The sequence below is a fragment of the Nostoc sp. ChiQUE02 genome, assembly GCF_034531305.2.
Classification (GTDB): Bacteria; Cyanobacteriota; Cyanobacteriia; order Cyanobacteriales; family Nostocaceae; genus Nostoc.
On sequence record NZ_JAVRBN020000001.1, the window covers coordinates 23553 to 37572 of the forward strand.

The 14020-nt window shown below is 41.2% G+C and carries 10 protein-coding genes and 2 tRNA genes; 5 read left to right on the top strand and 7 right to left on the bottom strand.

Annotated elements, in window-relative coordinates; translation table 11 throughout:
- Positions 1–314: 314 nt before the first annotated feature.
- The gene (locus RM347_RS00100; RefSeq protein ID WP_322722032.1) at positions 315–974 is read right to left on the bottom strand and encodes an exonuclease; all 660 of its coding nucleotides are present in this window, start codon (positions 972–974) and stop codon (positions 315–317) included.
- A 130-nt stretch (positions 975–1104) separates the two neighbouring features.
- Between RM347_RS00100 and RM347_RS00105 the strand changes: the two genes are divergently transcribed.
- Both RM347_RS00105 and RM347_RS00110 read left to right on the top strand, forming a co-directional pair.
- Entirely contained in the window at positions 1105–3354 is a 2250-nt protein-coding gene (locus RM347_RS00105; RefSeq protein ID WP_322722033.1) for an NACHT C-terminal helical domain 2-containing protein, read from the top strand.
- A gap of 20 nt (positions 3355–3374) precedes the next feature.
- Complete coding sequence (locus tag RM347_RS00110) at positions 3375–3506, top strand: hypothetical protein (RefSeq protein ID WP_322722034.1); 132 nt, start codon at positions 3375–3377, stop codon at positions 3504–3506.
- A gap of 44 nt (positions 3507–3550) precedes the next feature.
- On the opposite strand, the gene RM347_RS00115 is transcribed toward RM347_RS00110, so the two are convergent.
- The 3 genes from RM347_RS00115 to RM347_RS00125 all read right to left on the bottom strand — a co-directional run bounded on the left by RM347_RS00115 (position 3551) and on the right by RM347_RS00125 (position 5498).
- The gene (locus RM347_RS00115) at positions 3551–5152 is read right to left on the bottom strand and encodes a TROVE domain-containing protein (protein ID WP_322722035.1); all 1602 of its coding nucleotides are present in this window, start codon (positions 5150–5152) and stop codon (positions 3551–3553) included.
- A gap of 37 nt (positions 5153–5189) precedes the next feature.
- Positions 5190–5311 (bottom strand) — tRNA-OTHER (locus tag RM347_RS00120).
- Positions 5312–5368: 57 nt separating this feature from the next.
- A tRNA-OTHER gene (locus RM347_RS00125) sits at positions 5369–5498 on the bottom strand.
- Between the two features lie 458 nt (positions 5499–5956).
- On the opposite strand from RM347_RS00125, the gene RM347_RS00130 reads away from it, so the two are divergent.
- Positions 5957–6694, top strand: coding sequence for a hypothetical protein (locus RM347_RS00130; RefSeq protein WP_322722036.1), 738 nt, complete (start codon positions 5957–5959; stop codon positions 6692–6694).
- A gap of 33 nt (positions 6695–6727) precedes the next feature.
- On the opposite strand, the gene RM347_RS00135 is transcribed toward RM347_RS00130, so the two are convergent.
- Positions 6728–7858, bottom strand: a complete 1131-nt coding sequence (locus tag RM347_RS00135; RefSeq protein WP_322722037.1) for a quinone-dependent dihydroorotate dehydrogenase — start codon at positions 7856–7858, stop codon at positions 6728–6730.
- A 14-nt stretch (positions 7859–7872) separates the two neighbouring features.
- Positions 7873–8247: a hypothetical protein gene (locus tag RM347_RS00140; RefSeq protein ID WP_322722038.1), complete on the bottom strand. Its 375-nt coding sequence runs from the start codon at positions 8245–8247 to the stop codon at positions 7873–7875.
- A 133-nt stretch (positions 8248–8380) separates the two neighbouring features.
- Between RM347_RS00140 and RM347_RS00145 the strand changes: the two genes are divergently transcribed.
- Complete coding sequence (locus RM347_RS00145) at positions 8381–11299, top strand: GAF domain-containing protein (protein WP_322722039.1); 2919 nt, start codon at positions 8381–8383, stop codon at positions 11297–11299.
- 90 nt (positions 11300–11389) lie between these two features.
- On the opposite strand, the gene RM347_RS00150 is transcribed toward RM347_RS00145, so the two are convergent.
- Positions 11390–12805 (bottom strand): isochorismate synthase, encoded by a 1416-nt coding sequence (locus RM347_RS00150; protein WP_322722040.1) that lies wholly within the window; start codon positions 12803–12805, stop codon positions 11390–11392.
- A 311-nt stretch (positions 12806–13116) separates the two neighbouring features.
- Here RM347_RS00150 and menA point away from each other — a divergent pair, with 311 nt between their 5' ends.
- A complete protein-coding gene (gene menA / locus RM347_RS00155) occupies positions 13117–14013 on the top strand; it encodes a 2-carboxy-1,4-naphthoquinone phytyltransferase (protein WP_322722041.1) in 897 nt (298 codons plus the stop codon).
- Positions 14014–14020 lie beyond the last annotated feature (7 nt).

Sequence of the window (14020 nt, forward strand, 5' to 3'; positions counted from 1 at the left end):
CCTTTTTTACTGTTTGGAAAGCAGAGCTATTTCATCCCTTATAGTTATTCAGACAAAACTTCATCTACTGTCTTTGGGTGGACAATTTGGCATGAAACCAGGCTGATATGTAGCAGATTGCCCCATTAATAGCAATTACATCCAAAAAGAACAGCGATCGCTCGATTATTACTAAGTTATATTACACTATGTTGCCAAAGAAGCATCTTGTCTATTCTACAAGAGGTAGATGTTTGCGTAGGCGTAGCCCGTCGTAGACATCGCTTCTGTCGGGTAGGCGATCGCTTAGTTTTGGTTGGTATGCAATCGCATTTCTATGCAGCAACTGCATTGAAGAAAAAATTCAGCCGATTAAGCCATTGATGCCAGACGTGAATTAGCCTTGCACGATCAAATTCAAAAATCTCTGCTTCTTCACCTGGTAAGGCTACGACAATGAGAGCATGGTTAATTTTGCAGTTAAAGAGGCGATCGCTATAATACCGATTTATCGCACCACCATAAGCAGCTAGTTGTAAAGGCTTGTCATAAAGCTTATCAATTCTCAGTTTTGGTTCCTCGGCTGTAGTCCATTCAATTAAATGTGGAACACCTTGGTAACGAGTAACTAAATCAACTTTCCCGGCGTAAAGTTCCTGATAGTTAGGCACAAGTTGCTCAACCAGTTGAACATCGCTAAGTTGGTTTAGCACAGATTGAACGCTATCCCAGTAAGGCTGAATCAGGCTGCTGTCAGGTTTGGGTGAGTAACCTTGCAGGTGTTCTTTAATCAACTGGTGCAAGGCATTTCCTCGGTGACGGCTGTTAGCAGCAATTCGATTTGCTTCTGCATCGCCAACTTTATTGCGCCAATAGGAAAGGGCGGCTATAGACTTTGGTGGCTGTGTCGCTTTTAAAACTGTGGTGACAGCAGGAAGAAGAACGCCACCATTGCCTTGATAGTAGCATCGTCCATTGATGTAGGTAGATTTCATAAGTTGCTAGTAGTGAATTACTACATCAACTTTTGCGTTAGCCTAGTACACAAGTAATACACATGCTGTGAGTCTTTGTGACTATATCGAGTACACAGATGTGTATTGTGGTTGTGATGCGCTAAGAGTTATGAATCAACAACATTTCAATGCAGTATTTAATCGCTTAACTGAAAGGCGGCGAGAGGTGCTGCTGAAACTACTGGCTAATGAGAAAGATGAAGCGATCGCAAAATCTCTGTATATCAAACCAACAACGGTTAGAAAACATCGTCAGGAGATTTGTGAGGCATTTGGTTTAACGAATGAATTTCAAGATCAACGCCACTCGAAGCTTCCCGAATTGATTACTCTATTTGCAAAGTACAAGCCTGAGTTATTAAATCAAAGTAGTTTAGAATTCCCACAATCTGAAAATCCCACTGAAGAGAAAACGATATTTAAGAATCCTGATTTTGTGGGGCGTGAGGAAGCGATCGCACACCTCAACAACCTTGTTAACGAAGGCGCAAAAGTTATTCTAATTCACGCAGAGGGCGGTATAGGTAAAACAACCTTAGCTACAAAATGGTTTGAGCTTCAAGGTTTAGAATATCTTGAACTGCGTGTAGGAAGTACACCCCAGAACCTGAACTCAGTAGAAGATTGGGTAAGAATCAAGCTCATAAATTACTTTAAAGTAAATCCAGAGCAAAATTTTATTGTTATGCTGGAGCAATTGAAAATTCAGCTAAAGACTAGAAAATTTGGTGTTTTAATTGATAATCTTGAATCTGCTTTAATAAATGGCGAATTTATAGAACCATATCATAGCTATTATGTAGAACTATTAACCGTACTAGCTCATAAAAGTGTACATTCGGTAACGCTTATCACAAGCCGTGAGCAAATTTATGACTATACAGTAAAACGTCTTCAAAATTTTACTAATTATGAGTTGGATGGATTGAAGCAAGAGTCATGGCAACAGTATTTTAAAAGTTGCGAAATTAGTATAGATGATAATGCTCTTGGTGAAATGCATCAAGCCTATGGCGGGAATGCTGAGGCTATGTTTATCCTTAGTCCTGAGATTGTCAAAGAAGCTCAAGGGAATTTAAAAGTTTACTGGCAAGAAAACTGTGAAGATATATTAAGACATCCAACTCTCAAACAACTTGTTCAATATCAATTAGATAAGCTTAAAAATAATAATTTACAAGCCTATGAACTAGTTTGCCGTTTAGGGATTTATCCTAATCAAGATATTACTGTTCCAAAAGAATGGCTGTTTTGTTTACTTTGGGACGTACCAGTAAATCGGAAGCAAAGAGTGATTGATGCTTTAATAAAACGTTCTCTTGTAAAGGTAAATAATTATGGTTATTACTTGCATCCAGTTACTCGGACAGCAACCATAGAAAATTTAAATTCAAGAAATGAATCGCATGATGAAAATTTATTATTAATTAAACATGAAATTGATCAATCGATTAGTCTATTATATAATTTGCAGCATATATTTAATTTAATAAATAAAAAGTTTTATAGAGTATCTCAATACTATACGAAAGCTGGCTTTAGAGCTTTTTATTTGGGCTTTTTTCTTGTCTATAATCTTGGTGAACGCTCCAACTTCGTGCAATATAGTGATAGATATTACTGCGAACTTGCTTGTATTCTTGAACACGCTTTTGCAATATACTGTAAAATGCAATTACAAGATACTGAAAAGCTAGGTGAACTATTAGGAAACTTCATAGTAGAAAAATACACTGACTTTATAATTGATTATTTCAATAAAAATAAAGAAGAGTTACAAAAATCTATTATTAGAGACTATAAAAAAATTGATCGGCGAATTATGTCATTAAAAATGATTGAAATAACAATTGAACACTTTGGTATTGAATTATCGAGTTTTTGTGAAATAAACATAAATAGATTATTCCTATATGATATAGATATAGTTGCTAATTTGCTTGGCGAAATAATACTTAATATGGAAACCATAAAACTAGATAAAAGTTTACTTACTAAAAAAAATAGAGTTAATACACTCAGAGTTATTAGCTCAGGAATTAGTGAAGCTATTAGTCAAAAAAAGGATACATATAAATTAAAAACTATTTTCAAGGAAATATCTGAAGACTTAATCAACCCAGATAAAATGCCAGAGTATGGACTTTACTTCTGTATAAGAGAAACAGATAATAATATTTTAAAATTGCAATTAACTGAAGAAGAGAAAACGCGATTAAAAAATTACTATGATACTAATAAGTTGTTGATTTATTCTTTAAAGCAGAATATTTATGTATCTCATGAGGTGCGATCGCACATCGAAGACACCCTACTCTTACCCATCGCTGAAATAGAAAAACGACCATTCAAAAATTAAATTGCCTTCTTCTTTGCGTAATGAGAAAATCAAAAACAAAGGCGGGTGCGGGGATTGAACCCGCTAATCCCCACAATGGTGGAGACGTAACCGATAACCCTAAATTCTTCGGCCCTGAAAGGCAAGTTGCGAACAAGGATAACCCGCCATGAAGTATGAAGGATAAAGTGTTTCATCCTTTACCCTTCAGCAATATCTACAATTCACCCGTACCTAGCATCTGAATGATCCGAGGTATACCTGGGTCGAATCCTGCCAAATCCCAAGACAGCGAATCTTCAGGATCTACCAAGGTAATTTGGTAAGGTGTCAAGGTGACATACACCGCCTTGACATTGGGATTTACCTTTTTACGGTACTCCTTCAGCGCTTGACTTGGATGCTTATACCCAGCCCAGCTTTCCGAGTCAGTCCAAAAGCAAACTACATCTGCTTTAAACTTATTCTTAATCATCCAGTCGTAAGCTACAGATGCATCCGTTCCACCAAAGTTTTGATTGCTAGCTTTGCGAACCGCAGAACTAAAACTATCTTTGGCGGTGATATCTAATTCCCGGAATTCCGTAGCAAAACCACGAATCATGTAGTTTTTCTCTGCTTTTGCTGTCACCAGTGCCATTGTGGTGGCAATTTCACAACAAGTTAGCCCCATATCTGCAACCAAGCTACCCATAGAACCAGAAACGTCTACGGCGTGCATGAAAACTTTACCTGTGGGTTGCACAACATCAAAAGACAGTTCAACCGCCTTTTCTAAGATGTCCACAATCCGAGGAACTGGATTCCAAGTTTTCTTACTGCGTCCTAATGTTCCACCAGATTGATATGTTTTGAGTGCTTTCAAAACATCAATTGGATGGATGCGACCTTTACGCAGATGTTCTCTGCGATTAAGAACTGCTTCCACTTGGAGCAAATTGGCGCTTTCATCAGCTCGCAACACACCCAGTTCAGTCAAAGAACCCAGGTTACGCAGCATTGCACCTATTGGCATTTCCTGAAATAGCAGCTGCCAAGCTTCCCGATCCATTTTGCCCACAGGTGCAGCCATTTCGTGGGTTAGGCGTCCTTGGGAAATAGCTTCATGGGTTTGGGTGGGATTCCGCTTCAGCCACTCATACCACCAAATCTGCGCCAACGCCTCTGAGGGGATGTCTGCTGGCAATTCTTCCCAGCCTCTAACTACCCACTCAAATAGTTGACGGTGATTTTCTGTAGGCGGTTTGACATGGAACAACCGCAACGCATCTCGGTGGGAGAAGCCTTGACGCTGTTGATATTTCAACAGTTGATAAGCTAAACCCTTGACATCTTCCCGTGAGAGCCAAGTTTTACCAGCTTCCCGCACTACTTTGCCAAATCCCCGCAGAGATTTGGTGTAGTTCAACCATTCGTAGAAGTGGCTACCAGTACGGACAACTTGCGGGAAGATTTCACCAAATGCCTGTTTTGCTGCTGGTGTTTCACCCATCGACAGCAATACCAAAGCCAAGATAGGCGCACTGTTATTGATGGCGCGTCCATCGCTAACATAAAGAATTTCTTCTGCTACACGGCCGGGATTTTCGGCAACAGCTTGTTTGACAACTGCCACAAAATCCTCAGTTAATTCCTGTTTACCAGCGTAGTAAGTGCTTTTTGCTGTGCCAACTAACAAACAGCGGCGCAGCATTTTCCAAATACCAGCATCAAACATCCAGCCGCCGGAACGCCCCTGAACCATTTCTGCTTCTCGTCCGGGGATAGGTTGATTTTGGGGTGTAGTTGTCTTCTTTTTAGTGAAAAAATTGTAATTCATCGTTTCATCTCCCGGCCCTTACGGGCAAAAATGAAAGGTGGCGGAGCGGGATTTGAACCCGCGACCTCTCGAACCCTAATCGATAACCTTAATTCGTCGGCCTTTGCAGGCAAGGGGTGAACAAGGATGTTTAGCGCTCTACCTCTGAGCTACCCGCCACATGAAAATTAAAAATTAAAAATTAAAAATTAAAAATTTAAATTTCAGGACTAGATTTGGTGTAGTGGAGCGGGAATCGAACCCGCGACCTCCCGCTTGGCAGGCGATAACCCTCAATTCGTCGGCCTTTTCAGGCAAGGGGTGAATAAGGATATTTAGGCGCTCTAGCCACTGAGCTACCCACCACATAGAAAATTCAAAACTCAGCACTCAATTTGCTGTAGCGAAGTAGGATTTTTACCTACACCTCCAGAAGTTTGATCGAGGGTGTTTTAGTTATATGCGATAACCCTCAATACGTCGGCCCTTCCGGGCAAGGTGGGCGCTCTGCCATTTGAGCTATCCGCTACTAGTGAAAGCTAACTCCCTAATGGAAGTTGACTTGTATTATTAATGTAGTATATGTATTATTTATTGTCAAGAGGATGGCAAGCTAATTTATAGAGTTGTTGGTTGAGTTAAAAACATTTTTATTTTCTCTGGAAAAAAACTTTTGCCCGATCGCAGACCCAAGCCTATAACACCTACTGAAAAAAGCTTTTGCCGGCAAATTTGCCGCAACTTTGCCAAAAGATACAATAAAGTGTCCCAATTTTTGCCAATATAATAATATTATTTCCCAAAATTCACTTGGCAAAAATCGGCATGAGTGAGAAACCCATAGAAGGTAACGGCAAGGCTTTTCTCGTTCTACTTTTGCCCATCTCGTTTTTGATTATTTTCCTGGTTGCTACCTGGAGAATTTTACTGGCGCTAATTGTGCTGGTAATTGGCTTCAAGCTTTGGCAGGAATATCAATGGCAACAGTGGACTGTGCGAGTTAACCCAATTTTTCATCAGTTGGTTCGCGAAAATCAGGGCAGACTTACGCCAATGGACTTGGCAATCAGGGGCAATTTTCCTGGAACAACGGCAAAACGCTACTTAGATAGTAAAGCTTCAGAATTTGGTGCCAGTATAGTGAACTCCGAAGAGGCGGGGCAGTCTTATTACTTTATAACTGCCAGCATTCTCGGTAATATTCTTGACAGTAGTGAGCCTGTCAAAGAACTTCCGGCTCAACAGGTTACTAAAACAGCGCGATCGCTCCTAGCACCACCACCAACCCCACAGGAGGAAGAACCAGAAACCGAATCACTGCCACAGCTAACCCATGAGGAAGCTAAACAATCGCTGGAAAAACAGTTAATTTTTGGCTCTCTGATTCAATCTGAACTTGCCAAGCGACTAAATGTCTATTCCAGCACGGTTTATAAACGGCGAAACGATCCAGAGTTTCCAGAATGGAGCCGCAGCAAAGACCCTGATGGTATTGCCTGGTCATTCTCGGAAAAAACTAAAGAGTTTTTCCCAGTGGAGGAAGAAGAACAAGGCAAAAGTTAAAAGGTAAAAGGAAAAAGAAAGAACTTTAAAGCTTTACTTTTTACTTTTTACTTGTAAACCCACAGCTTCGTTGATGGAATTTAATCCGTTTTGTTCTAGCTGGGAAAGCAAACCTGCTAGAATCCGGCGTACCATCAGTGGCCCTTCGTAAATCCAGCCTGTATAAACCTGGATTAGGCTAGCACCAGCAGTAATTTTCTCCCAAGCATCTTCAGCAGAAAAGATGCCACCAACGCCAATAATCGGCATTTGTCCTTGGGTTTGCTGCCAAATAAAACGAATTACCTCAGTGGAGCGATCGCGCAATGGTTCACCGCTAATTCCGCCAGCTTCTTCCTGGGGTGATTTGCCAGTTTGGTCAATCACCTGGGTTTTCAGTCCATCACGGCGGATGGTGGTATTAGTGGCGATAATTCCCGCCAGTTGATAGGTTTTAGCTAAAGAAATAATGTCAGCGATCGCTTCCCATTCTAAATCGGGGGCTATCTTGACAAAAATAGGTTTTTGTGTAGTATTTTCTTGTTGTAATAAATCTAAGATGGCACTGAGCATAGAAGCATCTTGGAGTGATCGCAATCCCGGTGTATTGGGAGAAGAGACATTAACAACAAAATAGTCTCCCAAATTCTTGAGTAAACGAAAACTATCGAGATAATCTTGTGCGGCTGCTTCTAGGGGAGTTACCTTAGATTTACCTAAATTTATTCCTATAGGTATTGATTGGGTTAGCTTCTGCTTTTCCTGTTCCAAACGTGCCGCCATTGCTGCTGCACCGCGATTATTAAAGCCCATCCGATTCAGAGCAGCTTTGTCCAATGGCAAGCGAAACAAACGGGGAGGCGGATTTCCTGGCTGTGCGTGAAAAGTCACAGTTCCTAGTTCCGCAAAACCAAAACCCAGGTTAGACCAAATGCCAGCAGCTACTCCATCCTTGTCGAAACCAGCTGCTAACCCTACAGGATTTGGAAAGTTTAGCCCAAACAAATTTTGTTCTAGGCGGGAATCGTACAGAGATAAGGATTTTTGTAAGCGTTGGTTTACCCAACTAGTAGGGGTTTGAGATAGCCAACTAAAACTGCGAATCGTCTGCTGGTGTAACCACTCTGAATCAGTTTTTACCAGATTGAACAAAAGCGGACGAATAGCAAGTTGATAAATATCCATTTCAATCCTTAATACTACGCGAATTCGGTAGACTGCCGCGCTTCCTCTTTAGCTTGTTGAAGTTCCTCTCTAGCTTGTCGGAGTTCTTCTCTAACTTGCCGTGCTTCCTCTTTAGCTTGTCGGAGTTCTTCTTTAAATTGCCGCATTTCTTCACCAATCTGCCGCGCTTCTTCGGCAGTCCCTCTGACTTCTTCAGCAAGCTTCCGGGTTTTTTCGGCAGAATTTCTCATTTCTTCAGCAAGCTGTCGCTGCTCCTCTTGTGAGAGCCTGACATCTTCAGAAGACTCCCGCTGCTCCTCTTGTGAAAGCCTGACATCTTCAGCAGACTCTCGCTTTTCCTCTGAGACTTGTCTCTGCTCCTCTTGAGCATCAGACGAAGTTTCGCCCATTTCCCTAGCACTCCATAATCTAACTTTAACGAACCTGTTACCTACAACTTTTAGCAAACACCTGTGGCAATATTACTCAGGGTGCTTTTCTGGGCATCTTATATATTACAAGTTATGTTAACCAATAAATCAGATGGGGCAGCCGCAAAAACCTATAGCCGCCGAACAGCAGATCCTCTCCTTGGGACGTGTCCTCCAGAGCCTCAGAGAAGAAGATGATGTTGACGTTCTGATTGAAACTACTATTTCTTATCTCAAGGAACAGTTTGACTACAGACTGATTTGGATTGCTCTTTACGATCGCCTAAATCACATATTATTCGGCAAAGGGGGCATCACACCCGATCGTGACACGAGCTTTTTACGACAAAGGGTTGTTCTTAGCCCTGGGGATTTATTAGAGCAAGTGGTGATTGAACAGCATCCCTTGGGCGTAGCTGATTTGCAAACTGAAATCCGCGCCGCCGAATGGCGAAAAATTGCTGAAAAATTTCACATCCAAGGAACGATTATTTTACCAATTCGCTATAAAGACCGTTGCTTGGGTGTATTGTTACTGGGTTCAGAACGTTGGGGCTACCTACTCACAGGAGAAACAAAAGCACGTTTGATGATGGTTTTAGGTGAACTGGGGGCAGTGCTTTATCAAAATGAGATACATAAGCAGCAAAAGCAAACCAGGCGAACCGATGAGCCATTATTAGAATTGCTAGAAAATTTACGCACTCTCAGTAACCTGAATCAAAGACTTGAAGCAGCGGTGCAAGCAACTCATAAATTTGTTTCCCCCAACCGGACAAATGTTTACTGGTTTGAGCGGGAAGGGCGCTACTTTTGGTGTCGGATGAGCAATCAGCTAGTCAAAATCGATCGCAATTCCAGCACTCAGCAAGCAGCAGGAATGACTGTACAGGAGTTGAGCGATTTTTATTATGCTTTGGCAGTTAACCAAATTGTTTCGATTGGTGATGCACGCAGTTCTTTAAAGAGCCATTTTACGGCAAAATTGCTGCAACGCTTAAAGGTGCGATCGCTCCTAGCAGCTCCGATAATCTGGCAAAAGAACTTAGTTGGTTTTCTGGCGGTGGAAAGCAATGAACCTCGCATCTGGACGGACACAGACAGAAATTTCGTCCAGGGTGTTGCTGGTTTAATTTCCCTAGTTGCACCTACCGAAAGTATGGAAAGCACTATCAAACAGATTCAAGAGGATGCCCAACTGACTGGCCAAGTTGCCCAAGGTATCTATAGCGAACATGACCTTCAGGAAACTTTACACAGTTGTGCTAAAAGAGTTTTAGCTCGACTAGGTGCCACTCGCTTTTTGCTGTTGCAGTATGACCCTGAGCAGAATAATTATCAATTTATTTACCAAAGTCAGCCCCATAATCGCCGACCGTTGACATTTCCCCTTCATACTCTCAAAGAATTAGATGGACAGCTTTTGCAACGTTCAACTCAAGCGGTGGAAATTGAGAACTTAGATGAAGATTTACGCTTTTTTAACTGGCGTCCCCCTTTACTAGAAAATGGTGTGCGATCGCTACTTGTTTGTAAATGCACTCACGATCAGATACCAGCAGCGCTTTTGGTCATCACTCACGAATCCCATCGTTCTTGGACAACTCTGGAAAAAGAATTGCTGTGGTCCGTCAGTCAACAGATTGGTGTCATTGTTCGTCAGTGGCAATTACATAACCGCACCACCCAGCAGCAAAAAATTTCCCAGGCATTTGAGCAATGTCTACGCATCCTGACACAATCCCAGAACAGTATTGAGGTTGAAAAAAAGGATCTAGAACGTACCGCACTTGAACAAATAGCATCGATTCTGGGTTGTCCCCTAGCGCTACTACTATCCTGGTCGCCTGGTGAAAATTGGGCAGAAATTATCCCTGGAGTGATTGACAATAGCCAATTTGGGATTTTTTCTGATGCATCTATTCCTATCCAGGCTGAAGCCTTAATTCAGTGGGCACTTGCTACGGAGAGTTACCTGACTTTGAAGGTAGATAATTTACCCCCAGAAACTCGAAAATGGTTGAGTGTTCCAGACAAAGGTCAAATTTTGGTAATGGCATTACGTACCAATACTGTTTATGAAACTACAGGTGTAGTATTGTTAGCAGACTATCAAGAGCGTCGCTGGTCAGAACAAAGCCTCAGTGCGACGGCAACTCTGATTTCTCAATTAGCCTGGTGGCGTCGGGAAAAGCAAATTACCCGACTTCTAGAGTCCACAACTGAGGAATTACGACAACTCAACTGGTATAAACATCGTCGCCTAGAGGAAATTCAAAGAATAACGGCGCTGTCTCTTAAACAAATACATGATTTGGGTATTCCTGCTAATGAACTGACTCAGATGCGGTACCAGCTATTGCTGCGCCAGTTAGACCATACGGCTGCCTCCATGAGTGGAATGTTAAAACTTGAGCACTGGCAGCTACATATCAGTTGGGAAACTATGCCCATAGCCAGTTTACTGAAGCGATCGCTCGAACGCATTGAAAATTTACTTAAACAACAAAAGCTGTGGATTGGTGTACATGGCTTGGGACAACCGATTGAGGAGCAATCGCCAAACAATTCTTCATTAGTTAGAGGCGTTCCTACCTCCAGCGCTCAATCTTCAATGGCGATCGCTGGTGATATTGTCAAAATTGAATTAGTTATCCATGAATTATTGGTTAGTGCCTGTAACCGTTCTCAAATCGGCGGCAGAATTGATATTTGGTGTCGCCGTTTAGATGCATCAAAACCCTCAGATACAAAGCATTCTTCTACAAGTGGAGGGGCCGATCATCAGACATCGCTAGAACTGTCGATTACACACAATGGTGCAATTGAACCACAGCTTTTAACAGAACTACATGATAATACACCCAAAGATGTGCTTGCTCCCTCCAACCTTGACCAACCACCAGGCTTACATCTGCTGATCTGCCAAAACCTCATGCAAGAGTTGGGAGGAGAGTTGAATTTCTATCAGTTACCAGATAATCGAGTAGTTAGCCGCTTGCTGTTGCCGTTAGTTGGTCATGATTCTTAGTACCATTTTTCAAAACAAGTGCCTGGAATTGACATCCTCAGCCTTAACCTATTTCTCTATTAAATTATTATTCAAAGGCGTACTCCAACTTTATACTAACGCTTTAAGTAAAGCCTGAAGTTTAAGTTGCACCTCTGCAAACTCTTTATCAGGATCAGATCCAGCCACGATCCCAGCACCAGCATACAATCTCGCGCGATCGCCATCGATCAATGCTGAACGAATTCCCACAATAAACTCGCAGTTACCCTCAGAATCTATCCAACCTAGAGGCGCAGCATACAAACCTCTCTCAAAGCTTTCGTAACGACGAATTTCGGCACAAGCAACATCTCGTGCTGCACCGGCAACAGCTGGTGTAGGATGCAATTGTCCAACAATTTTTAATGGATGTATATTAGTAGGAACCATAGCACTTATTGGCGTCCATAAATGCTGGATGTTAGATAATTGTCGCAGGCGAGGTGCTAATATTTGGGGTAATAAACCTAGCTGGCATAGGCGTTGTGTAATGAAATCAATTACCAGTGAATGTTCATGCTTTTCTTTCTCACTATTCAATAAACGATTAGCATTGGCTGCATCTTCAGCAGGGGTTTTACCTCGTGGTGCAGAACCAGCCAAAGCATCAGTGATTAACTGTTGATTATTAATACTAATTAATCTTTCTGGGCTTGCACCAATAAAGTTTTGTCCTTTGCCATTACTTGTAGAAAAAATATAACAATTAGGATGTATTTGCCTAAGATTATTTAAAGATTTAACTAAGTCAAAGTGGTTGCTTGATTTTACATCTAATATATCTGCTAGTACAATCTTACTTAAATGACTAGACCGAATTTTTTCCAAGGCAGATACTACTGAGCGTTTAAATTGAGCAGCATTTGTGACGGATTTTTTGTAGAAGTTTGCGGGGAAAGAATCAATATTAGCAGAGTAATATTCTAAAGATTGGATAAATTCAATTTTATTTTGCACATTTTCTAATAATCTTTCAATATTTACATTTGCATTGATAATTATATTTGTTACTAATATACAACGCTGATTTTTTACAGCTACTTGCCAACGTGGAAGAAAGATGGTGGCAGATGGAAATGGATAATCTACTTGGGCATTTTTATCAAAAAAGCTGAAATAACAAAAAAAGTGAGGTCCAGAAAAAGGTTGATTAGCGTTACCAAAATTAATTATATTTTTTAGACAAGATTTGATAAAATGTTCTGCTTGACTAAAACGGTCTTTGCCATCAATCTGTAATTTTGCTACAGCATCAATTGCCGCGATCGCTTCTCCTTTACCTCTATCCTCAAAGTAAAAATTTATTTCATTTGCTTGTGTAAGTTTCTCCAATACAAGTAAAGGGTCAACTAAATCGATCTCCTGAGAGATACTGACAATTTGCCTGCAATTATTTTTGACGCACTTTTCTTGCACTGCTACCAGAAATTGATATAAATCTTTGTGCTCTACAAAGAAGTTGCTACGACATGGTGAAACTGTCATAAATCTCACTATAGTAAATTTTTTTTAAGTTAACTTCCTAAAGTGTAATTAATCGTGGTCGTATTTCTACAGGTAACATATTAAGTTGTCATTTCACCAGCGTAGGATTTGCCTTGTTCGTGGTGTTCCTAGACCCTGACAAGCCATTTCCAGCCTTAGGCTGCAACGTGAAGGTGCAGTGTTAACAACGCAAGGTTAACGAGCCACAGTAAAAGTGGGAGTTGTTTTTAGTTCATGAATATCTAGTGTCTCTTTAAATCATAAAATCTCAAGTGTAAGTAATATTCCGGCAATTTAATTAATCACAACTGATGACAACCAAGCAGATTTTATATCCCAACACTAAGTTATGGATGGCAGCGATTAAACCGCCAATGTACAGCGTTGCCATTATGCCCATTTGGATAGGAACAGCAGTAGCATTTGCCGAAACTAAAATTTTTAATGGTGCAGTATTTTCTACTTTTGTAGCTGCGGCAATTTTAATTCTTGCCTGGGAAAATATCAGTAATGATGTCTTTGATTCCGAAACAGGTATTGATCAAAATAAGCACCATTCTCTGGTGAACTTAACTGGCAATAAGCCATTAATATTTTGGATAGGAAATTTGTGTTTAGGTTTGGGGTTGCTGGGCATACTAGCGATCGCATTTTGGCAACAAGACCTAACTGTTATCGGCATAATTATGCTGTGCTGTGGTTTGGGCTATATGTACCAAGGGCCTCCCTTTCGTTTAGGATATCTGGGTTTAGGCGAGATTCTTTGCTTTTTTGCCTTTGGCCCCTTAGGAGTGGAGGCAGCATACTACAGCCAAACCCAAACTTGGTCAATGACAAGTTTAGCAGCCTCAGTGATTGTCGGGATTGCCACAACCTTAATTTTGTTTTGCTCACACTTTCATCAAGTTAAGGATGACATAGCCGCAGGTAAGCGATCGCCTATTGTCCGTTTGGGGACAGCAAAAGGTGCTCAACTCCTAGTTTGGTTTACTGCTAGCATTTATCCCCTTACCTTGCTGTTTGTGCTGTGGGGAATTTCTCCACCGTGGACGTTACTTAGTTGGGTGAGTTTACCCTTTGCCTTCAAATTATGCCGCCACGTCCAAGAAAATCACAACCAGCCTGACAAAGTTAGTAACTGTAAATTCATTGCCGTAGCCGTGCATTTCTGGGCTTGCTTGCTGTTCGGACTGGGATTTATGCTTTAGCAATTAC

What these genes read in the sequence shown, in the direction of transcription:
- menA (WP_322722041.1), top strand. Translation starts at nt 13,117, where the DNA reads ATGACAACCAAGCAGATTTTATATCCCAACACTAAGTTATGGATGGCA.
- RM347_RS00140 (WP_322722038.1), bottom strand. Translation starts at nt 8,247, where the DNA reads ATGGGCGAAACTTCGTCTGATGCTCAAGAGGAGCAGAGACAAGTCTCA.
- RM347_RS00110 (WP_322722034.1), top strand. Translation starts at nt 3,375, where the DNA reads ATGAGAAAATCAAAAACAAAGGCGGGTGCGGGGATTGAACCCGCTAAT.
- RM347_RS00145 (WP_322722039.1), top strand. Translation starts at nt 8,381, where the DNA reads ATGGGGCAGCCGCAAAAACCTATAGCCGCCGAACAGCAGATCCTCTCC.
- RM347_RS00115 (WP_322722035.1), bottom strand. Translation starts at nt 5,152, where the DNA reads ATGAATTACAATTTTTTCACTAAAAAGAAGACAACTACACCCCAAAAT.
- RM347_RS00135 (WP_322722037.1), bottom strand. Translation starts at nt 7,858, where the DNA reads ATGGATATTTATCAACTTGCTATTCGTCCGCTTTTGTTCAATCTGGTA.
- RM347_RS00105 (WP_322722033.1), top strand. Translation starts at nt 1,105, where the DNA reads ATGAATCAACAACATTTCAATGCAGTATTTAATCGCTTAACTGAAAGG.
- RM347_RS00130 (WP_322722036.1), top strand. Translation starts at nt 5,957, where the DNA reads ATGAGTGAGAAACCCATAGAAGGTAACGGCAAGGCTTTTCTCGTTCTA.
- RM347_RS00100 (WP_322722032.1), bottom strand. Translation starts at nt 974, where the DNA reads ATGAAATCTACCTACATCAATGGACGATGCTACTATCAAGGCAATGGT.
- RM347_RS00150 (WP_322722040.1), bottom strand. Translation starts at nt 12,805, where the DNA reads ATGACAGTTTCACCATGTCGTAGCAACTTCTTTGTAGAGCACAAAGAT.